This is a genomic window from Arthrobacter sp. AOP36-F1-5 (assembly GCF_058137995.1).
In genome coordinates this window covers 1361497-1381157 of the sequence record NZ_CM176892.1, presented here as the reverse complement: position 1 = coordinate 1381157, position 19661 = coordinate 1361497, and the positions used below count along the sequence as shown (strand labels likewise).

Here is a 19661-nt window from a genome sequence, read left to right as displayed (position 1 = left end):
CGGGACCCCGGGGTGCGGGGCCGTCGAAGGCCTCAGCCCTCGCAGTCCTTGCAGTAGAACAGCCCGCCCTTTTCCTTCGCCACCTGGGACCGGTGTCGGACCAGGAAGCAGGAAGCGCAGGTGAATTCGTCGGTCTGGGCGGGGAGGACCCGGACCAGGAGTTCCTCGCCGGAGAGATCGGCCCCGGGCAGCTCATAGCCTTCGGCCAGCTCGGTCTCGTCCTCGTCGACCACCGGTGACTGGTGGCCCTTGCCGCGACCCTTCAGTTCCTCCAGCGATTCCTGGTTGGGTTCGTCGTCGGTCTTCCGCGGCGCGTCGTAGTCTGTCGCCATAGTCTCTCCATCACGCTCCGGTCATTGCTCGATGGGGGCCGTCCAGGTCCCCGGCACCGTTGCTGCAGCAGCATCGGGCCGTGGTGCGGGTTCGAGTCGATCGGGGGCGGCCCGGCGTTCCCGACCCTCAAGGTACAACGCCACCGGGGCGCATTTTGTGCCCGCAACGCACAGATTGTTCACCATCGGGGGGTAAAAAGCCAATGACCCGCGCCCCGTGACCGGGGCCCGGGGGATGAGGCCGGCGCCCCGCCGTGGCCCCGGCCCGCAGATCAGGGGTTCCCCCGCGGTTCCCGGGGCCGCCTGAGAGTAAACTAACCGCGCCACACCAGGGCAAATAATGACTTTTCCACCCACCCGGTGGCAGAGTCGTATCCGTACGTGAGCGTCCGTGGAGGGAAAGTATGCAGCAACTTCGGCTCGTAGGTGTCCAAGAGGATGGCGAGCACCTGCTGTTGAGCAGTGACGATGGGTCCAGCTTCGTGCTGCGCATCGACGAGGCGCTCCGCGCCGCCACTGCCCGGCCCATTGGCCGACCCGCCGCGTCGGGCGCGGAACAGGAACCGGCGGCGTTCTCCCCCCGGGAGATCCAGACCCGGATCCGCAACGGCGCCACCGCCGAGGAGGTTGCCGAGGAATCGGGCTTCCCGTTGGACCGCGTGCTGCGGTACGAAGGTCCCGTCCGCGCCGAACGCGACTACGTCGCCCAACAGGCCCGTGGGGTGGAGGTCTCCGCCCCCCAGGCCCATGACACCTACCGTTCGGCCTTCGGCGATGAGCCGGCCTCGCTCGGGGAGATGGTCGACGTCCGGCTCAATGCCTTGGGCGTCAGCGCCGCCTCCCTGGTGTGGGATGCCTGGCGCCGCAGCGACGGCTCCTGGAACATCTCGGCTGAATTCGATGCCTCGGGCTCGGAAACCGATGCCAGCATCGGCGAAGAGCCCCCGGCCATGTGGGTCTTCCATCCGGCCCGTAAGTCCCTGCAGAACGCCAACCGCTGGGCCCAGGTCCTCAGCGAACTGGAACCGGTGGAGAACGCGTTCACCAATCGTCGCCTCACTGCCGTGGCCGACCGGCCTTTTGATTTCGAGTCCGACGCCGGCCATGACCCGCAGGGCCCCGACGCGGCGGCGACCTCCCCGGGCGATCCGGAGGCCGAGGAACTACTCGACGTGCTGCGCGCCCGCCGGGGACAACGACTCGGTGTGGACGAGGAAGGCGACGACGCCCTGGCGATGATGCTGTCCCAGGGGTCCATCCCCGCCGCCCATCCGCGGGACGAGGATTTCGCCGATGAGGGCGAAGCCCGTCGCCTGGGAATCGTTCCACCGCATGACGACGATGATGACGAGCTGCCGCATCTGCATGACGGGGTCAGCACGAACACCAGTGAATACACCGTCGTGCCCGGTCTCTCGGCCGCGGATTTCCGCCACGCCGAGGATACCGTGACCCGTCACGAGGACTCCGAGGACGACGGCGGCCAGGGGCGCAAGAAGGCCAAGCGCTCCTCGGTGCCCAGCTGGGACGAGATCGTCTTCGGCAAGGGCAAGAAGCGCGACTAGCGCCCCGGCGCCCCGGGCTACTTCGGGGTGGCCAGGGTCAGGAGCGGGATCTCCCGCTCGGCCCGCGTCATTGACCCGTGCTGGCCGATCATTTCCATGGCCCGGGGTGAAACCCGCCGGCCGTCGAAGAGTGCCAGTTCCCCGCTGGCCAGGACCAGCACATCACCGATCCGTGATCTGACCCGCTCGTCCACTTCCCCGAAGTAGCCGTGGTCGATGGCCTCGTCCCGGGTGATGACCCAGGCCTTCGCCCCGAAGGCCTCCTTCCAGTTCCGGATCAGCGCGGCGCGGGTCGCTTCGGTGGCGTCATGGCTGAAGTGCAGTTGCACTGCCCGCGGTTCCCCCGCCGTCAGGGCGATCCCCTCCAGCAGTTCCGGATCCCGTGAATAGTCGATGCGCGCTTCGGGCCGCACGTCGACCATGCCGTGGTCGGCGACCAGCAGCAACAACGTGCCCGCCGGGACCCGTTGGGCCAGGGTGCGCATGTTCGCGTCGAGTTCCTCCAGCTCGCTGAGCCATTGGGGCGAATCGCTGCCGAATTTATGCCCAGCCTTATCAAGTTCGTTCCAGTAGCAGTACACCAATGACCGATCGTGGGCGGCCAGGGCTTCGGTGGCGGCCCGCACCCGGGCCTGGGGGGTGCCCGCCGGGAGGAACTCGCCCCCCTTGAGCGAGGCGCGGGTCAAGGCCGAATCGCTGAAGCGGGGCAGGCTCGCCGTGGCCACATGGACATGCTCCGAGGCCTGGTCCATCACCGTCGGATACGGCTGCCACACCGCCGGATCCAGATCCTCCGGCCAGTTCCCGAGCATGTTCACCACCCGCGGTACCGCCGGATCAACGACGTCGTACCCGACGATGCCATGCCGGCCCGGGGGCACACCGGTGCCCAGGCTCGACAGCGACGCCGCCGTGGTGGTGGGGAACGAGGCATCGAGCGTCCGTGAATTGGCCATCTTCGAGCGCAGGAACGGGGCATGCCCCGAGCGCGCCTTCAGCAGTGATTTACCCAGACCGTCGGCCATCACCACGCAGACCTTGCGGGCCTTGGGCAGGGACAGGACGTTGCTGAACCCGGGGACTCCCAGGACGGCGGCGGCGCTGGACATCACCACCGAGAGATCGGCGGTGCCGTAGCGCGGCGGCGCGGGCAGCGGGTCGGCGGGTTCGAGTCGGGTGGGGCGGGCTGTGCTCACGCGGTTCAGCCCTGGTGGTGGCCGCGGACGAACCGTCCCGCAGGACGGGGAGCCCGCGATTCGGCCGCAGCGACCGGACGATGATCCAAGGCCGTGGTCGTGGTGGCCTGGCGCAGGGCACGGGCGAAGGACCGGGCGTCCTCGACGGCCTGGAGGCCATCGGCTTCGGCGCTGACCCGCAGCACCACGTCCTCCTTCTGCAGCGTCCCGGTGTACCCGTGGTCGGCTTCACATTGGGGGTCGGCACATCCTGCCGGGGCCAGATCGACGCGTTGTCCGCCGGACCAGGAGATGGCCAGGGTCAGTTCGCGGCTCTTGTCGCTAGTGCGGTAGTTCTGCGGCTGGTGGTAGACGAAGCTGAGCACCACCGAGGAGATCCTGCCGATCGGCACGGTCTCCGTGGAGACCTGGGCCATGACCTGGTCGCCGGCCACGTCCAGTTGCTGGTCGTCCACGTGCACGATGACCATGACCTCGGAGGTCAGCACCAGCACGGTGACATGGCGATGGACCTCGGTGTGTTCGATATGGGTTTCGAGCTGGACCAGATGGGCCAGCGGCTCCATCCCATCCAGGGCGTCTTCAACGACGTCCGCGACGAGCTTCGGGTAGAACCCTGCTCGTTCCAAGGCACTGTGCAGATCACGGCCGGGGGCCGAAGTACGGGAGAACATCACCCCACTCTACCGGTGTCGGTGCCGTCGGCGGGCCGTGGCGGGGACGACGACGGCACCGGTCCGTCTCCCCCGGACCTAGCGCATGGCCCTCCGGGCGCTGTCCGTGCGCTGTGCGGGGTTGCCGATCCGCACATCGGCGGCGAGCACGGTGACCGATCCTTCGGAGACGAGCACCGGGTTGAACTCCATGAGCGCCACTTCCGGGTGGTCGTCCTTCAGGGTCGCCACCCGGTTGAGGAAGTCCTCCAGCCCCGGCACGTCCACCCGGGGGAAGCCCTGGTAGCCGAAGAGCTTATGTGAGGCGCGGGGGGTGCGCACGAAGTCCGAGAGGTCCGTGTCCGTCAGTGGCGGGATCGCGTGGGCCCAGTCGTCGAGCAGATTCACGGCATCCCCGGCCAGCCCGTAGGAGATCAGCGGCCCCAGCAGCGGGTCCTCCAAGGCCCGCACCACGCAGCCCTGGCCGGAGGCGGCCATCGTCTGGACCTCGAGGTCGTCGGCACCGTATTGGCGCAAGGTCTGCTGCATATGCCGGATGTTCTGGCGCAATGCCGTCTCGTCGGTGATGTTCAGCCGCACCCCGCCCAGATCCAGCCGGTGGCGCAGGTACTGGTCGGTGGCCTTCAAGGCCACCGGCCAGCCGATGCGGTGGGCGGCCTGGACGGCCTCCTGTTCGTCGCTGAACCGGACCGATTCCAGCACCCCGACGCCGTAGCATCCCAACAGTTCGACGGCGTCCTCCGTCGAGAGCGCCAGCAGTTCCGTGCCGTCCACGCGGTGCATGTATCCGGCCAGCAGCTCATCGGCCCGGTCCCTGTCGATTCCCGTGGATTCGACGTATTCGCCGAAGTCCCGACCCCGCCAATCGACGTAGCCGACCATTTCCGCCAGGGCCCCGATGGCGGTCCCCGGAGAAGCATAGGCGGGGACGGCATCCTGCCGGACCTCCACGGGCCCGGCCCCGTCCTGGTCCGGGGTGGCCTCCACCTCGGCGGTGCCCCCGGCTGGGACGGGGCCGGTCTGGATCAGGCCGACGGCGGGCTCCTGCGGATCCATGATGCCGGTGAAGGAGGCCAGTACCGGTTTGCCGGCCTCCCGGCCAGCGTCGAACAGGATCCGGGCCAGCTCGTGGTGGTCGATGCCCGGGGCGGGCAGGACCGCCAGGATCAGCGAGTGCACCTCGTCCCTGGCCAGCAGGGTCTGCAGCATCGTCCGGAGCCTAGGCAGGGCGCGGGAGGCCCCGTCGGTCAGGACCAGTTCGCATTCACGGGCGACGACCTCCAGATCGTGCTGTTCGGCGTTGTCCTCCACCACGCGGGAGAGCGCCCGCGAGTTGGCGACGATCGCCAGCCCGTTGCCGGCGGGCAGCGGCTGGGTGGCGAAGAGCTGGGCCAGGTCCATCAACAGTTCGTTGGAGGCCACGCGGATGGCCCCGGACTGGCGGAGCATCGCATCCACGGCGCCCAACGGGGCCTGGGTGGTGCGCACGGCATGGCCCGGGGGCAACCGCAGGCCCATGACATCGGATTTGGCCACGATGACCGGCTTCTTCCTCGCCAGTCGACGGGCGATGCGTGAGAACTTGCGGGGGTTGCCGAAGCTTTCTAGGAACAAGGCGACGGCGGTGGTTTCGGGATCGTCCTCCCAGAACTGCATGGCGTCGTTGCCGGAGACGTCGGCACGGTTTCCCGCCGAAACGATGCTGGAGACCCCGATGCCGCGGCGGCTGGCCGCCGAGTAGACGAGCACACCGATCGCCGCGGAATGGCTGAACAGCCCCAGGCCCCCGCGTCGGGGCATCCCCGGGGCCATGGAGGCATTGAAACTGACCGAAGGGGCCGTATTGACCAGTCCCAGCGAGGCCGGACCGATTAGCCGCATCCCGTTGCTGCGGGCCAACCGCACCAGCTCGCGCTGGCGTTGCATCGCTTCGGCCTGGTCTCCCGGGAAGGTCTCGGTCACCACGAGCAGACCGCGCACGCCGTGGGCCCCGCATTCGGCCACGACGGTTTCCAGTTCGGCCACCGGCACGGCGATCACCGCCAGATCCACGGTGCCGGGGATCTCAGAGAGGGAACCATGGGAGATCATGCCGGCAATTTCCAGGGCATCGGGGTTCACCGCGTGGACCGGCCCCGTGAAACCACCTTCGATGATGTTCTCCAGCAGCGTGTATCCCACGGTCCCCCACTGCCTGCTGGCGCCGATCACGGCCACCGAACGCGGGGCAAGCAGCCCGGCCAGGGACTGGGCCTCGGCCCGGTGTTCGCGTGATTCCATGACGGCCCGGGACTTCTCGGTCGGGTCGATGGGGAACTCCAGCATCACCACCCCGTCGTCGAACCGGCGTTTGACCTCGTAGCCTGCTTCGGCGAAGACCGTGAGCATCTTGCGGTTCTCGGGCAGCACTTCGGCACTGAATCGTTCGATCCCGTTTTCACGGGCCGCAGCAGCCAGGTGTTCGAGCAGGATCGACCCGGCCCCCTTGCCCTGGGTGTTGTCGGCGATGTTGAAGGCCACCTCGGCCTCGCGGGGGTCATCGAGTCGGTCGTAGCGTCCGACCCCGATGATCTCGGAGCCACGCAGGACGATCATCGCGACCCGGTTCACGTGATCGACCTCGGTGAAGCGGGTCAGCTCGCGGTCGGTGAGCTTTGACTTGAACGTGAAGAACCGCAAGTAGATCGATGTCTCGGATTGTCCGGCGTGGAACCGTTGCAAAGCAGCGGCATCCGAGGGGCCGATGGGCCGCAAATGGGCCGTGGTCCCGTCGCGTAGGACGACATCGGCTTCCCAATGAGCCGGATATTCAGCATTTTCCACCTCGTGCACCATAGGCTTAGCCTACGGCCTTCGTGCGCGGATCCGTCGTGATCCGGCTTCCAGCGACGAGACTGCCCATTCGTGTGGCACCGTCCAGTCGCGCAGGCCCCACATCAGCACCGATTCGAGGAATCACAGACATGGCCCGCAGGCAGACACCGGAACCACCGCAGGACTTCATCGAGAACATCGTCGACATCGACGTGACCTCGGAGATGGAGGGGTCGTTCCTGGAGTACGCCTATTCGGTGATCTACTCCCGGGCCCTGCCCGATGCCCGTGACGGCCTCAAACCGGTCCAACGCCGCATCCTGTTCATGATGACCCAGATGGGTCTGCGCCCCGAGAAGGGCCATGTCAAGAGTGCGCGTGTGGTCGGGGAGGTCATGGGCAAGCTGCACCCGCACGGTGACACCGCCATCTACGACGCAATGGTGCGCATGGCCCAGCACTTCGCGTTGCGGTTGCCGTTGATCGACGGCCACGGCAACTTCGGTTCGCTCGACGACGGTCCGGCGGCCCCGCGGTACACGGAGGCCCGGCTGGATTCCCCGGCAGTGGCGATGACCGACCACCTCGACGAGGACGTCGTGGACTTCATCCCCAACTACGACAACCAGCTCCTTCAGCCGGAGGTGCTTCCGGCGGCCTTCCCGAACCTGCTGGTCAACGGAACCACCGGCATCGCCGTGGGCATGGCCACCAACATGGCCCCGCACAACCTCGGAGAGGTCATTGCCGCCGCCCGCCACCTGGTGGAGAACCCCGAAGCGACCCTGGCCGAACTGATGAAGTTCGTCCCCGGGCCGGACCTGCCCAGCGGCGGGGAGATCATCGGGCTCGAAGGCATCCACGACGCCTACACGAACGGGCGCGGCTCCTTCAAGACCCGGGCCAAGGTCGAGCTCGAGCAGATCAGCGCCCGACGCAGTGGCCTGATCGTCACCGAGCTGCCCTACATGGTCGGTCCGGAGAAGGTCATCCAGAAGATCAAGGATGCCGTCACCGCCAAGAAACTGGTCGGGGTCTCCGATGTCATCGACCTCACCGACCGCAAGAACGGCATGCGTCTGGTCATCGAACTGAAGAACGGCTTCAACCCCAATGCCGTCCTCCAGCAGCTGTACAAGTACACGCCGATGGAGGATTCCTTCGGCATCAACAACGTCGCTCTGGTCGACGGCCAGCCCCGCACCCTGGGGTTGCGCGAACTGCTCCAGGTCTACGTCGGACACCGCCTTTCGGTGGTCACCCGTCGGACCGCCTTCCGCCTAGGCAGGAAGAAGGACCGGCTGCATCTGGTCGAGGGGCTGCTTATTGCCATCGTCGACATCGACGAGGTCATCCAGATCATCCGCAACTCGGACGAAACCGCGGTGGCCCGCCAACGGTTGATGACCATCTACGACCTCTCGGAGATCCAGGCCAACCACATCCTGGAGCTGCGCCTGCGCCAGCTGACCAAGTACTCGCAGATCGAGCTCGAGAAGGAACGCGACGAACTCCAGCGCGAGATCGAACGGCTCAGCGCGATCCTCGCCTCGGACGAACTGCTGCGCGGCCTGGTCTCCAGCGAACTGGCCGAGGTCTCCGAGCGCTATGCCACCCCGCGCCGCACCCGCCTGTTGAAGTCGGCCACGGCGGCCCCGTTGAAGGGCACCACGATGCCCGCGCCCGCGTCCACCAGCGCCAAGGCACCCTTGACCCTCGAGATCGCCGACGACCCCTGCTGGGCGATCCTCTCCGCCTCGGGCCGGCTGGCCCGCACCACGACCCGTGATCCGCTGCCCACCGATGGCTCCCGGGTCAAGCACGATGTGCTGGCCTCGCTGCTGCCGGCGACCGCCCGGGGGGAGATCGGGGCCGTCACCTCCGCCGGGCGCATGTTGCGCCTGCAGGTCCTCGACATCCCGGTCCTTCCGGCCACCACCTCGTTCCCGCAGCTGAACGACGGGGTCCCGGTCGCCGAATTCATTTCACTGGCCAAGGGCGAGACCGTGATCGGACTGGTGCCGCTGAACGAGGTCCTGGCCTTGGGGACGGCCCGCGGCGTGGTCAAACGGGTCACCCCCGACTACCCGCTGAACCGTGACGAGTTCGAAGCGGTCTCGCTCAAACCCGGGGACCGGGTCATCGGCGTCTGCGTTCCGGGGGAAGACGACGATCTGGTCTTCGTTTCGGCCCAGGCCCGGTTGTTGCGCTATCCGGCATCCGCCGTGCGCGCCCAGGGACGCACGGCCGGCGGAATGGCGGGAATCAAGCTCGTTGACGGTGACCAGGCCATCTTCTTCGGTGCGGCGGATCCCGCGGACGATTCGGCGGTCGTGGTCACCATTGCCGCGGCGGGGGCCACCCTGCCCGGAACCGAGGCCGGAACCGTGAAGGTCACCCCGCTCTCCGAATACCCGGCCAAGGGTCGTGGCACCGGCGGGGTGCGGGCCCACCGCTTCCTCAAGGGCGAAAGCGTGTTGGCCCTGGCGTGGGCCGGTCATGGCCCGGCCCGGGCCGCGTCGGCGGCCGGGGTCTCCCGGGCGCTGCCCCTGGAACACGGCCGCCGTGATGGTTCGGGGGTTCCCCTGTCGAGCAAGGTCGACGCCCTCGGTGGGGCCCCGATCGCCCCCGAGGCCGTGGGCGAACCCGCACCGCCGATCGAGCGCTCCGGCGAGAACACTGCCGGCGGCACCGGCCCCGCGCCGGAGGCCGCCCCGACACCGAGACGCCGCAGCACCTCCACCTCCCGACCGGCGGCGGGTCGCCGCGGCAAGGCGGGCCCCGAAGAGCCGGTCGGAGACTTCCTGCCGGGCTTCGATGCGGAGCAGCCCCAGCGCGCCCCGCTGGCGGCCCCGGAAGAGGATAGCGTCCCCTTCGCCGATTCGGCGGTCGTGGAGGTCGAAGGCGGCGGCACGACGCCGGTGGACCCCTAGTCGTACTGCCCTGCCGGCCGCGACCCCCGCCGGTGCCGGTGCCGGGGATTCACCGCTCAGGACCGCAACGGCGACACCATTGCCCCGCCGCCCAGATCCAGGACCGTATCGGCGCCGGCGGCCATCGCCGTATCGTGGGTGACCATGACCACGGCCATTCCCGAGAGGGCTTCACGTAGATCGGCGATTAGTTCCAGGGCCTCGCCCTGGCCCAGATGCGCCGTCGGTTCATCGAGCAGGACGGCGTCCGCCCGGGCCACCAGGGCCCTGGCCACCGCGAGTCGTTGACGTTGTCCCCCGGAGAGCCGGTGTCCCCCGCTGCCGATCCGGGTCGCCAGCCCCTGGCCCTGCTGGGCGAACCAGGTTCCGAGCCCGACCCGGTGGAGCGCCGCGTGGAGTTCGGCATCGGTCGCTGGATCGTGGGCGGCACGGCCCAGCGAGAGGTTGTTCCGCAGGCTTGAATCGAAGAGGTGGGCTTCCTGCGGGCACCACGTGATCCGTCCCAGCAGGGGTGCGGCGTGCTCCGGCTCCCTCCAGGGGTCCAGGACCCTGCCGGATCCATCCTCCAGCCGGAAGGCTCCATGCGAGGGCCGGACCAGTCCCAACAGGACGGCCAGCAGACTGGATTTACCCGATCCCGAGGGGCCGGTGATCGCCAACCAGCCGCCCCGTTCGACCCGTGCCGAAATCTGTTCCACCACCGCTGTGGTGCCCGTCCAGGTCACCGAGACCCGGTCCAGTTGAAGTGATTCCACCCGTGCCTTGCCGCCGTCGCATCCGGCGTCGTTCACGGCGCCTTCGGACGCCGAGGCCGGAAGCGGTGCCGGGGCGTCGTCGTCCTCCGGGAGCAGGATCCGGCCGACGGCATCGAGCCGGTCGCCGAAGAGCGGCAATTTCGAGGCGGCCTCGGAGGCATTGGCGAAGGGTTCGTTCAGGCTCAGCGCGAGCAAGGCCACCACCGCCAGAAGGGCCGCGGCGTCTGCTCCCGCTGCCCCGCCGGCACCGGCGACCAGTAGGCATCCGAGCGCCGCCAGCCCGGAGGTGAGCACGGCGATGGCCTCGCCGAGTCCCGTCCCCATGGCGGCCCTGAGCAGTGTGGTGGAGGCCTGGCGGTCGCGGCGGGTGAAGCCGGTGGCCGCCCGGGTGGCGACCCCGTTGGCCCGCAGGTCCGCTGCGGCGGTGAAGAGCGTGGAGATCCGGCCGGTCGCCCAACTGCGGTGCCGGGCGGCCTCGACGGCCGAGCCGCGTTCGATGCGGACCGCCAACCAGGGTCCGAGCAGGAAGCCCAGCACCCCGGCGCCCAGAAAGATCACCGTGGTCGAGGGGAAGACCAGGGCCGCGGTGATCAGGGAACCGAGCCAGGCCAGGATCGCTGCCGGCAAGGGGACCAGGACCCGGGGGGCTGCATCACGCAATTCGTCGACGTCGGCCACCAGGTACCTCAGCGCGTCCCCCGAACGGGTCAGCTTCCCCCAGCCGGCCGGGCGGTCGGACAGCGCGTCCCAGAGGCGGGCGCGCAGCGTCGTCGCCCAGTCAAGGACCGCCCGGTGCACGGCCAGCTGTTGGGCGTAGCGCAGGACGGCCCGGCCCAATCCGAAAAAGCGCACCCCGACGATGGCGACCATGAGCACCATCATGGGCGGCTGGGTGCTGGCATTGACGATCAGCCACCCCGAGACCGCGGTCAGGGCGGCTCCGGAAAGCACCGAGGCCGTGGCCAGCAGTATTCCGCCGGCCATTCCCGAACGCCACCACCTGATCGAGCGCAGCAGCCCCCGGCGGGCGGGCCATGCGGAGGCGGGGGCCGGGGTGGCCCCTTCAGCGGTCTCGGGTGTCGCCGGGCCGGGCGGCAGCGCGACGGAAGCCTGTGTTGCCGGCAGGTCCCCTCGGATTTCCCGAGGGGCCTGGAGCTGCCCGGCGGCTGGTGTCGGCCGCAGCATCGCGGCCAGTTCACGGTCGTGGGTGGCGACGACGAGCGTCACCTCATCAACGAGACCTGCCAGCGCGCTCCTGACGGCTGCGGCGCTCACCTCATCCAGGTGGGCCGTCGGCTCGTCGGCCAACAACACGCAGGCTCCGGCGCACCGGATGCGCAGCAGCGCCCGGGCCACCGCGATGCGGCGGAGTTCCCCGGGACTGAGCCGCTCCAGCGGCAGGGTGGCCAGATGTCCCGCCCGCACGTCCTGAAGCACCCGGGTCAGTTCCGTGGGGGCGGCGTCCGGCGCGTAGAGCCGTAGTTCGGCGGTGGCCGTGGGCTCGGTGAACCGGGGGTGCTGGCCGATCCAGGCGGTGCGGGCCGCCCCCGGGACCTCGATCACCCCAGCCACCTCGGCATCGGCGGGAAGCACTCCCGCCAGGGCATGCAGCAAGGTGGTCTTCCCGCTCCCCGAGGGACCGTCCAGGACGGTTCGTTCGCCGGGAGCCACCGTGAGTTCCTCCCGTGAGAGGGCCGGGGCCTGCGCGCCGGCATATCGGACGACCAGGTCGTGCACGCGCAGCCCGACGGGGCCCGGCTCCTCGTCGGCCCCCTCCGGGTCCTCGGCGGCGGGCCGGGGCCCCTCGAGGTCCTCCCCCAGCAGGTCCTCGGCCCGGCGGAGGGCCTCCAGACCGTCTTCGGAGGCGTGGAAGGCGGCGCCGACGGCGCGCAACGGCAGGAAGACCTCAGGGGCGAGGATCAAGGCCAGCAGTCCCACGTCGAGTCCCAGCTGCCCGTAGACGAGCCGCACCCCGATGAACACGGCCACGACGGCCACGGAGATCATCGCGATCAGTTCCAGCGCAAACCCGGACAGGAAGGCGGTACGCAACGTGGACATCGTGCTTTCCCGGTAGCGACGCGATACCGCGGTGAGTCCCTGCCGTCGTTCGGCCGAACGACGCAACCCGATCAGTGCCGGCAGGCCCTGGGCCAGTTCGGCGAGCTGGTTGGACAAGGCATCCAGCCCCGCGGCGGCATGGGCCACCCGGTCCTGGGTATGCAGCCCGATCAAGGCCATGAACACCGGCACCAGGGGCACGGTGAGCACCAGGATGAGGGCACTGACCCAGTCTGCGGCCAGGATGCGGGCCCCGATGAAGACCGGCACGACGGCAGCGCCCACCAAAGCGGGCAGGAACGTCGTGTAGTACTCGTCCAGGCCGTCGAGCCCGCGCGTGGCCAAGGCGGCCACGGCACCGGGCCCGTTCGGCGCATCGGCGCCTCCCGGACGGGTCCTTCCGGTCAGTTCGGCGGCGACCAGACGGTGGCGCAGGCGTTCCTTCGTGCCCCGGGCGGTCCGCTGCGCGGCATGGGTCATGCCCCAGGTGGCTGCGGCGCGCAGCAGCACCCCGAGTGCCCCGAGCAGGCAGAGGGGAGCCAGGGAACCGGCCAGGTCCAGGACGGTCCCCGGGTGGGAGCCGACGGTGCCGTCGGCCACCGCGGTGATTCCGGTGGCCAGTGCCTGCCCCAGCAGGATCAGGCCCACGGCCTTCACGGCGGCCAGGGCGGCCAGCAGCACCAGCTGCCCGCGCGGGACCTCGCGCAGCCCCTGGTGGGGACCGCCGGCAGGCGTCGTCATACGGGTCATCTCGGTCCTAGACCACCGGGGTCACGGTATGGGCGTCGGGAATGTGTTTCTCGGAGACCCGTTGGCGGAACACCCAGTACGACCAGCCCTGGTAGAGCAGCACCAGCGGGATACCGAAGGCCGCGATGATGCTCATCAGTCCCAGCGTGTATTCGCTCGAGGAGGCGTTGGCGACGGTCAGGCTGAACGCGGGGTCGATCGTCGAGGGCAGGACCACGGGGAAGACCGCCACGAAGATCGCGGAGACCCCGGCCACCAGGAAGGCCCCCGAGAAGGCGAAGGACCACCCTTCGGCGCCACGCCGGTTGGCCAGCCATCCGGCGACGCCCCCCACGACGGCGAGGACCAGCAGACCCAGCGGGACCACCTGGCCGGTCGGCACGACCACCAGGATCGCCCAAAGGGCCATCGGCGCCAGGGCCACCGGCAGCCATCGGCCGATGATCCGGCGGGCCCTCCCCCGTAGTTCACCGTCGGTCTTGAGTCCGACGAAGGCCAGCGCATGGATCAGCGAGAAGGCGACGACGGCCAGGCCCCCCAGGACGGCGTACCCGGTGAACCAGGCAAAGGCCCCGCCCACGCGATCGCCGTTGGCGTCCAAGGGAAGCCCCGTGGTCGTCAGGGCGAGCATCGCCCCCACCCCGAAGGCCGCGGTGAAGGAGCCGAGGCTGATGGCCCAGTCCCAGAGGTTCCTGGTGGACTGGCGATGGGCCTTGCCACGGTATTCGAAGGCCACCGCACGGAAGATCAACGCCACCAGGACCAGGACCAGGGGCACGTACAGGGCGGAGAACAGCGAGGCGTACCACATCGGGAAGGCAGCAAACGTCGCGGCTCCGGCGGTGATCAGCCAGACCTCGTTGCCGTCCCAGACGGGACCGACCGTGTTCAGCAGGACCCGCCGCTGCCGTTCGTTGCGGGCCAGCAGTTTCATCAGCATGCCCACCCCGAGGTCGAAGCCCTCGAGGAAGAGGTAGCCGGCCCAGAACACGGCAATGATCACGAACCAGAGTGTCGGGAGGAATTCCATCATCAATCCTTAGATCGTTTCCGCAGGACGGATCAGTACGCGAAGGCGAGGACGTCGCCGTCGCCGGGCGGGGTGTCGTCGTCGTCCTCCCCTGGTGGTGGGGCCGTCAATTCGGGCATGGCCGCCGGTACCCCGCCGCGCACGTAGCGCACGATCATCTTGACCTCGACGATCGCCAGCACCCCGTAGACGGCCGTGAGGGCGATGAGCGAGAAGAGCATTTCGGCGGCAGAGACCCCCGGGGAGACGGCCGCGGCGGTATACATGAAGACCTGGTCCACCGAGCCGTCCATGGTCGGGTTCGGTGCCACGACGAAGGGCTGGCGCCCCATCTCGGTGAAGATCCAGCCCGCCGAGTTGGCTCCGAAAGGGGCCAGGATGCCGAAGACCGCCAGCCGGGAAATCCATTTGTTCTCCGGCACGGTGCCTTTGCGCACCACCCACAGGGCGACCAGGGCCGCCACCGCCGCGATGCCACCGAAGGTGATCATGAGCCGGAAGCCCCAGTAGGTGACCTCCATCAGGGGCAGGTAGTTGATCTCCTGCCCGGCCCGGTCCCCGTACATCGGGTCGTCGGGCAGGTGGGTCCCGTATTTCTCCTGGTACTGCGGCAGCAGGGTGTTCACCCCGGGGATCTCGGTGGTGAAGTCGTCGTTCGCGAGGAAGGAGAGCAGTCCCGGCAGTTCGAAGACCGCCACGACGTCGTCGCAGGTGGTGGCCCCTCCGCCCCCGAGGTTGCCGATGGTCAGCACGGAAAAGCCGGTGCCGTCGTGGCAGGCGGCTTCGGCAGCGGCCATCTTCATGGGTTGCTGCTTGAACATCAGCTGGGCCTGGGCGTGCCCGGAGAAGGCCACCCCGGCAAAGGCAACCATCGCCACGACCGCGCCGATGCGCAGCGATTTGAGCCACACCGCGTGGTCCAGCTTGTCCCGGCCTGCACCATGGGAGGTGTCCTGGCCGACGATGACGTATCCCTGGGCATCCACGGTGTCGATGCCCGCCTTGCGGCGCCGGTAGAGGTGGAACCAGGCGATGCCGATCAGGAACCCACCCGCCACGGCGAAGGCCCCGAAGATGGTGTGCGGGAAGGTGACCAGGGCGGTGCTGTTGGTGAAAACGGCCCACGCGTCGGTCATGACCGGGCGTCCATCGACCATTTCGACACCGACCGGGTGCTGCATCCAGGAGTTGGCCACCAGGATGAAATAGGCGGAGAGGACCGAGGCCAGGGTGGCCATCCAGATACAGCCGAGGTGCAGCAGTTTCGGTAGTCGTTGCCAGCCGAAGATCCACAGTCCCAGGAAGGTGGATTCAACAAAGAAGGCCAGCAGGGACTCCATGGCCAGCGGCGCCCCGAAGACATCACCGACGAATCGGGAGTACTCGCTCCAGGCCATGCCGAACTGGAACTCCTGGACCAGACCGGTGGCCACCCCCATGATGAAGTTGATCAGGAACAGCTTGCCCCAGAACTTCGTCATCCGCAGGTACACGTCCCGGCCGGTGCGCACCCACATGGTTTGCAGGACCGCCACGAGGATGCCCAGTCCGATGGTCAACGGCACCATCAGGAAGTGGTAGACCGTGGTGATGCCGAATTGCCAGCGGGCAATTTCAAGGGGGTCCATGAACAACCTTCCAAACCCTGCGGACGTCCCGGGAGAGCCCCCGAGACGTTTTCTACGCTTTGTAGAATACCCGATTTTCTACGCCATGTAGAACCTGGACGGAAATCAGGGTAGATTGGTATCAGCGCAGCGGACCGGAGGATGAACAGACTCCACCGACGTGAACCCTGCGTAGACCTGGTTGGGCTAGATAAGGAAGATCATTGGCAACTCTCGGCGACCTCGAACGCTCGGTGATGGATCTGCTGTGGGACGGTGCCGAAGCGCAGACGGCCAACGACCTTCGTGACAAGCTGGCGCAGGCCCACAGCAACGACGGCAAGGAACTGGCGGTGACCACGGTGTTGACCGTGCTGGCCCGGCTGGAGAAGAAACAGCTCGTCACCCGTGAACGCGATACCCGGCCGCACCGCTACCGCGCGGTCACCAGCCGCGAGGAACACACGGTGGAACTCATGAACGAGGCCATGGGCAACGTCATGGACCGTGAAGCCGTGCTGGCCCGTTTCATCGGTGGCATCTCCCCCGTCGAACTGGCTTCCCTGCGACGCATCCTCGATGACGGAGCCAACGCCTAGCGGCGCCACCGCCGCTCCCCGGCTACGATGCTGACAGCCTCCTATCTCCTGCTCGGCCTCGCCATCATCCTGGCGTGGCCGGCCCCGATAGTGCTCTCACGCGCCCATTGGACCTCCCGGTCCCCCTTCACCGCCCTGCTGCTCTGGCAGGCCATCGCCCTGGCCGGCGGTCTGTCGATGATCGGGGCCTTCCTCGTCTGGGGACTCTCCCCCCTGGGCGACAACCTCCTGTCGGCCCTCTCGGGATTCCGCGGCATCCTGGCCGGGGAACCGGGCGCCGCCCTGCTGACGGTCGTCCACGTCTTTGCCCTGAGCACCGCCTTGCTGCTCGGCGCCCACCTCGTCTTCACCTTGCTGTTGACCGCCTATAAGGTCACCCGCCAGCGGGCCCGCCACCGCCGCCTGCTGGCCCTGCTCAGCGGTCCATCCGCCTCGATCCCCGGCACCGTCGTCGTCGAGCACCAGGCACCGGTGGCCTACTGCCTGCCCGGATTCAACGGCTCCCTCACGGTCCTTTCCCGGGGACTGCTCGACTCGCTCGACGAAGAGGGCCTGCGCGGGGTGGTCGCCCACGAACGGGCCCACCTGGATCAGCGTCATGATCTGCTGGTCCTGGCCTTCGAATCCTGGAACCAGGCGCTGCCCTGGCTGCCGACCTCCCGGCTGGCACGTCTGGCCGTCCAGGAACTGATCGAAATGCTGGCCGACGACGCCGCCTTGGAACAGGTGTCCCGCGATGATCTGCTGCGCTCCCTGGTTGCCGTGTCCTCGGGCATGGACCCTTCCCCGGTGGGGGCCGTCGAGGCGCGGCTCGGCGATGCCGTGGAAACCGACCGGCCCCACGGAACGGGGGCCCGGGAATCGGCCGCCGGGCCCGGACGCGCCGCGGCGGTGCCCCCGAGCCAACTCTCCTCGTTGCGGCTGCGCCGGCTGCTCAGCCCGGTCGGGGAACTCCCCGCCTCCGGGCGGGCAACGGTCATGGCCACCGCCGTACTGCTGGTGCTCGTCCCGACCCTGGCCCTGGTGGCCCCGGGTCTGCTGAACTGATTGGCGCCGATCAGGCGTCGATGTTCTCCATGTCGAGGCGTTCCGCGCCGGCAATGATGAACTCCTTGCGCGGCGCCACATCACTACCCATCAGCAGATCGAAGACCTGCTCGGCCCGCTCCGCGTCGGCGATGTTCACCCGGCGCAGCATGCGGTGGCGGGGATCCATCGTCGTTTCGGCCAACTGCTCGGCATCCATCTCGCCCAGACCCTTATAACGCTGGATGGGCTCCTTGTACTTCTTGCCCTTAGCCTCGAGCTGGGCCAGAACCGTGTGGAGCTCGTTCTCCGAATACGTGTAGAGCATCTCATTGGGCTTGGTCCCGGAGTGGATGACCTCCACGCGGTGCAGCGGCGGCACCGCGGCATAGACCCTGCCATGCTCGACCATCGGGCGCATGTACCGGAAGAACAAGGTCAGCAGCAAGGTACGGATGTGGGCGCCGTCGACATCGGCATCGGTCATCAGGACGACCTTGCCGTACCGGGCGGCGGAGATATCGAAACTCCTCCCGGATCCGGCCCCCACGACCTGGATCAGGGCCGCACATTCGGCGTTGGAGAGCATGTCCCCCACCGAGGCCTTCTGGACGTTGAGGATCTTGCCCCGGATGGGGAGCAGGGCCTGGAAGTCCGAGGAGCGGGCCAGTTTGGCGGTGCCGAGCGCCGAATCGCCCTCGACGATGAACAGTTCGGAACGCCCCACGTCATCACTGCGGCAATCAGCCAGTTTCGTCGGCAACGACGAGGTCTCCAACGCGCTCTTGCGCCGCTGGGTCTCCTTGTGGACCCGGGCCGAGATCCGGGACTTCATCTCGTTGACGACCTTCTCCAACACGGCCCCGGACTGCTGCTTATCGGCCCGCGCCGAGGAGGTTAGCCGTGCCCCGAGTTGCTTTTCCACGACCCGGGAAACGATCTGGCGCACCGCCGAGGTCCCCAGGATCTCCTTCGTTTGCCCCTCGAACTGGGGTTCGGCCAGACGCACGGTCAAGACGGCCGTCATCCCCGCGGTCACATCGTCCTTCTCGATCTTGTCGTTACCGGCCTTCAGCTTGCGGGCGTTGGACTCGATCACCTTGCGGAAGGTCTTCAGCAGGGCCTGCTCGAACCCGGTCTGGTGGGTGCCGCCCTTGGGCGTGGCGATGATGTTCACGAAGGAACGCACCGTGGTGTCGTAGCCGATCCCCCAACGCAGGGCGACATCGACCTCGCAGGAGCGTTCGACCTCCATGACTTTGCTGTGTCCGGCGTCGTCGAGCACGGGCACCGTTTCCTTGAAGCTCCCGCTGCCTTGGATGCGCCAGATGTCGGTGACGGCCGGATCGTTGGCCAGGTAGTCGACGAATTCCGAGATGCCGCCGTCGTGATGGAACACCTCCTGGATCGGCCCGTCCTCACCGGCGGTTCCCGCGAGCTTGCGTTCATCGCGCAGGGTCAGCCGCAGGCCCGGCACCAGGAACGCCGTCTGACGGGCGCGCGCCTCGAGTTCCTCGTAGGAGAACTTGGCGTCGGAGATGAAGATCTGTTCGTCCGCCCAGTAGCGGATGCGGGTTCCGGTGACCCCGCGCTTGGCCTTGCCCACGACGTCGAGTTCGGAGTTTTCCACGAACGGTTCGAAAGGTGCTTCAGGCCTGGGTTTCCCGGTGTCCTTGAAACGTCCCGGCTCCCCGCGGCGGAATTGCATCTGATAGGTCTTCCCGCCACGGTCCACCTGGACATCCAGACGTCCGGACAGGGCGTTGACCACGCTGGCACCCACGCCGTGGAGGCCGCCGGAGGCGGTGTAGGAGCCGCCACCGAACTTTCCGCCGGCGTGGAGTTTGGTGAAGACGACTTCGACGCCGGTCAGCCCGGTCTTGGGTTCGACGTCCACGGGAATGCCCCGGCCATCGTCATGGATCTCAACTGAACCGTCCGCGTGGAGCACGATGGTGATGCTCTGGCCGAATCCGCCCAACGCCTCGTCCACGGAGTTGTCGATGATCTCCCAGAGGCAATGCATGAGGCCCCGCGAATCGGTGGAGCCGACATACATGCCCGGACGTTTGCGGACCGCTTCGAGGCCTTCGAGCACGGAGAGGTGGCGTGCGTTGTACTGAGAACTCGGTGCCACGGGGAACGTGCTCCTTGTTGACGATGTTGACGATGGAATGGGGACCAATTCCACGGTAGTCCCCGCCTCCGGCATTTCACGGTTCCCGCGCCGTTGCTGCTTTTCGACGGTCGATCAGGGCGTGTTCCACGACACGCCCATGCCTCCAATACCCCCCGAACGCTACGCGGTGAGCGAAAGTC

Annotated in this window: 13 protein-coding genes; 4 read left to right on the top strand and 9 right to left on the bottom strand. The window is 68.1% G+C overall.

The window, feature by feature from the left end; genetic code table 11:
- Nucleotides 1-32 precede the first annotated feature (32 nt).
- Together AC3ZI9_RS06290 and AC3ZI9_RS06285 are read right to left on the bottom strand one after the other, a co-directional pair.
- Nucleotides 33-332 (bottom strand): DUF4193 domain-containing protein, encoded by a 300-nt coding sequence (locus tag AC3ZI9_RS06290; RefSeq protein ID WP_444554029.1) that lies wholly within the window; start codon nucleotides 330-332, stop codon nucleotides 33-35.
- A 21-nt stretch (nucleotides 333-353) separates the two neighbouring features.
- A complete protein-coding gene (locus AC3ZI9_RS06285) occupies nucleotides 354-476 on the bottom strand; it encodes a hypothetical protein (protein WP_444554030.1) in 123 nt (40 codons plus the stop codon).
- Between the two features lie 260 nt (nucleotides 477-736).
- Here AC3ZI9_RS06285 and sepH point away from each other — a divergent pair, with 260 nt between their 5' ends.
- Nucleotides 737-1897 carry a septation protein SepH gene (gene sepH, locus AC3ZI9_RS06280; protein ID WP_444554031.1) on the top strand — a complete coding sequence of 387 codons (1161 nt, stop codon included), beginning with the start codon at nucleotides 737-739 and terminating at the stop codon, nucleotides 1895-1897.
- Nucleotides 1898-1914: 17 nt separating this feature from the next.
- Here the strand turns inward: sepH and AC3ZI9_RS06275 are convergent, their stop codons facing one another.
- The 3 genes from AC3ZI9_RS06275 to AC3ZI9_RS06265 all read right to left on the bottom strand — a co-directional run bounded on the left by AC3ZI9_RS06275 (nucleotide 1915) and on the right by AC3ZI9_RS06265 (nucleotide 6602).
- Nucleotides 1915-3093 carry an alkaline phosphatase family protein gene (locus tag AC3ZI9_RS06275; RefSeq protein ID WP_444554032.1) on the bottom strand — a complete coding sequence of 393 codons (1179 nt, stop codon included), beginning with the start codon at nucleotides 3091-3093 and terminating at the stop codon, nucleotides 1915-1917.
- 5 nt (nucleotides 3094-3098) lie between these two features.
- Nucleotides 3099-3767, bottom strand: coding sequence for a DUF5998 family protein (locus AC3ZI9_RS06270; RefSeq protein ID WP_444554033.1), 669 nt, complete (start codon nucleotides 3765-3767; stop codon nucleotides 3099-3101).
- Nucleotides 3768-3845: 78 nt separating this feature from the next.
- Nucleotides 3846-6602: a bifunctional acetate--CoA ligase family protein/GNAT family N-acetyltransferase gene (locus AC3ZI9_RS06265; protein WP_444554034.1), complete on the bottom strand. Its 2757-nt coding sequence runs from the start codon at nucleotides 6600-6602 to the stop codon at nucleotides 3846-3848.
- Between the two features lie 128 nt (nucleotides 6603-6730).
- Between AC3ZI9_RS06265 and AC3ZI9_RS06260 the strand changes: the two genes are divergently transcribed.
- The gene (locus tag AC3ZI9_RS06260; protein ID WP_444554035.1) at nucleotides 6731-9514 is read left to right on the top strand and encodes a DNA gyrase/topoisomerase IV subunit A; all 2784 of its coding nucleotides are present in this window, start codon (nucleotides 6731-6733) and stop codon (nucleotides 9512-9514) included.
- 56 nt (nucleotides 9515-9570) lie between these two features.
- Here AC3ZI9_RS06260 and cydC read toward each other — a convergent pair whose 3' ends face one another.
- Genes cydC through AC3ZI9_RS06245 form a run of 3 tightly spaced genes read right to left on the bottom strand, consistent with a single transcriptional unit; the run spans nucleotide 9571 to nucleotide 15738 of the window.
- Nucleotides 9571-13080, bottom strand: coding sequence for a thiol reductant ABC exporter subunit CydC (gene cydC, locus AC3ZI9_RS06255; RefSeq protein ID WP_444561236.1), 3510 nt, complete (start codon nucleotides 13078-13080; stop codon nucleotides 9571-9573).
- Between the two features lie 7 nt (nucleotides 13081-13087).
- Nucleotides 13088-14110, bottom strand: coding sequence for a cytochrome d ubiquinol oxidase subunit II (cydB, locus tag AC3ZI9_RS06250; RefSeq protein WP_444554055.1), 1023 nt, complete (start codon nucleotides 14108-14110; stop codon nucleotides 13088-13090).
- Nucleotides 14111-14142: 32 nt separating this feature from the next.
- Nucleotides 14143-15738 (bottom strand): cytochrome ubiquinol oxidase subunit I, encoded by a 1596-nt coding sequence (locus tag AC3ZI9_RS06245; protein WP_444554037.1) that lies wholly within the window; start codon nucleotides 15736-15738, stop codon nucleotides 14143-14145.
- A gap of 203 nt (nucleotides 15739-15941) precedes the next feature.
- On the opposite strand from AC3ZI9_RS06245, the gene AC3ZI9_RS06240 reads away from it, so the two are divergent.
- Both AC3ZI9_RS06240 and AC3ZI9_RS06235 read left to right on the top strand, forming a co-directional pair.
- A complete protein-coding gene (locus AC3ZI9_RS06240; RefSeq protein ID WP_444561237.1) occupies nucleotides 15942-16316 on the top strand; it encodes a BlaI/MecI/CopY family transcriptional regulator in 375 nt (124 codons plus the stop codon).
- Nucleotides 16317-16343: 27 nt separating this feature from the next.
- Nucleotides 16344-17363 (top strand): M56 family metallopeptidase, encoded by a 1020-nt coding sequence (locus AC3ZI9_RS06235; protein WP_444554039.1) that lies wholly within the window; start codon nucleotides 16344-16346, stop codon nucleotides 17361-17363.
- 10 nt (nucleotides 17364-17373) lie between these two features.
- Here the strand turns inward: AC3ZI9_RS06235 and AC3ZI9_RS06230 are convergent, their stop codons facing one another.
- The gene (locus AC3ZI9_RS06230; protein ID WP_444554040.1) at nucleotides 17374-19479 is read right to left on the bottom strand and encodes a DNA gyrase/topoisomerase IV subunit B; all 2106 of its coding nucleotides are present in this window, start codon (nucleotides 19477-19479) and stop codon (nucleotides 17374-17376) included.
- Nucleotides 19480-19661 lie beyond the last annotated feature (182 nt).

Coding starts and splice junctions, on each gene's coding strand:
- AC3ZI9_RS06290 (WP_444554029.1), bottom strand. CDS start 332: ATGGCGACAGACTACGACGCGCCGCGGAAGACCGACGACGAACCCAAC.
- sepH (WP_444554031.1), top strand. CDS start 737: ATGCAGCAACTTCGGCTCGTAGGTGTCCAAGAGGATGGCGAGCACCTG.
- AC3ZI9_RS06270 (WP_444554033.1), bottom strand. CDS start 3,767: ATGTTCTCCCGTACTTCGGCCCCCGGCCGTGATCTGCACAGTGCCTTG.
- AC3ZI9_RS06265 (WP_444554034.1), bottom strand. CDS start 6,602: ATGGTGCACGAGGTGGAAAATGCTGAATATCCGGCTCATTGGGAAGCC.
- AC3ZI9_RS06260 (WP_444554035.1), top strand. CDS start 6,731: ATGGCCCGCAGGCAGACACCGGAACCACCGCAGGACTTCATCGAGAAC.
- cydC (WP_444561236.1), bottom strand. CDS start 13,080: ATGACCCGTATGACGACGCCTGCCGGCGGTCCCCACCAGGGGCTGCGC.
- cydB (WP_444554055.1), bottom strand. CDS start 14,110: ATGGAATTCCTCCCGACACTCTGGTTCGTGATCATTGCCGTGTTCTGG.
- AC3ZI9_RS06245 (WP_444554037.1), bottom strand. CDS start 15,738: ATGGACCCCCTTGAAATTGCCCGCTGGCAATTCGGCATCACCACGGTC.
- AC3ZI9_RS06235 (WP_444554039.1), top strand. CDS start 16,344: ATGCTGACAGCCTCCTATCTCCTGCTCGGCCTCGCCATCATCCTGGCG.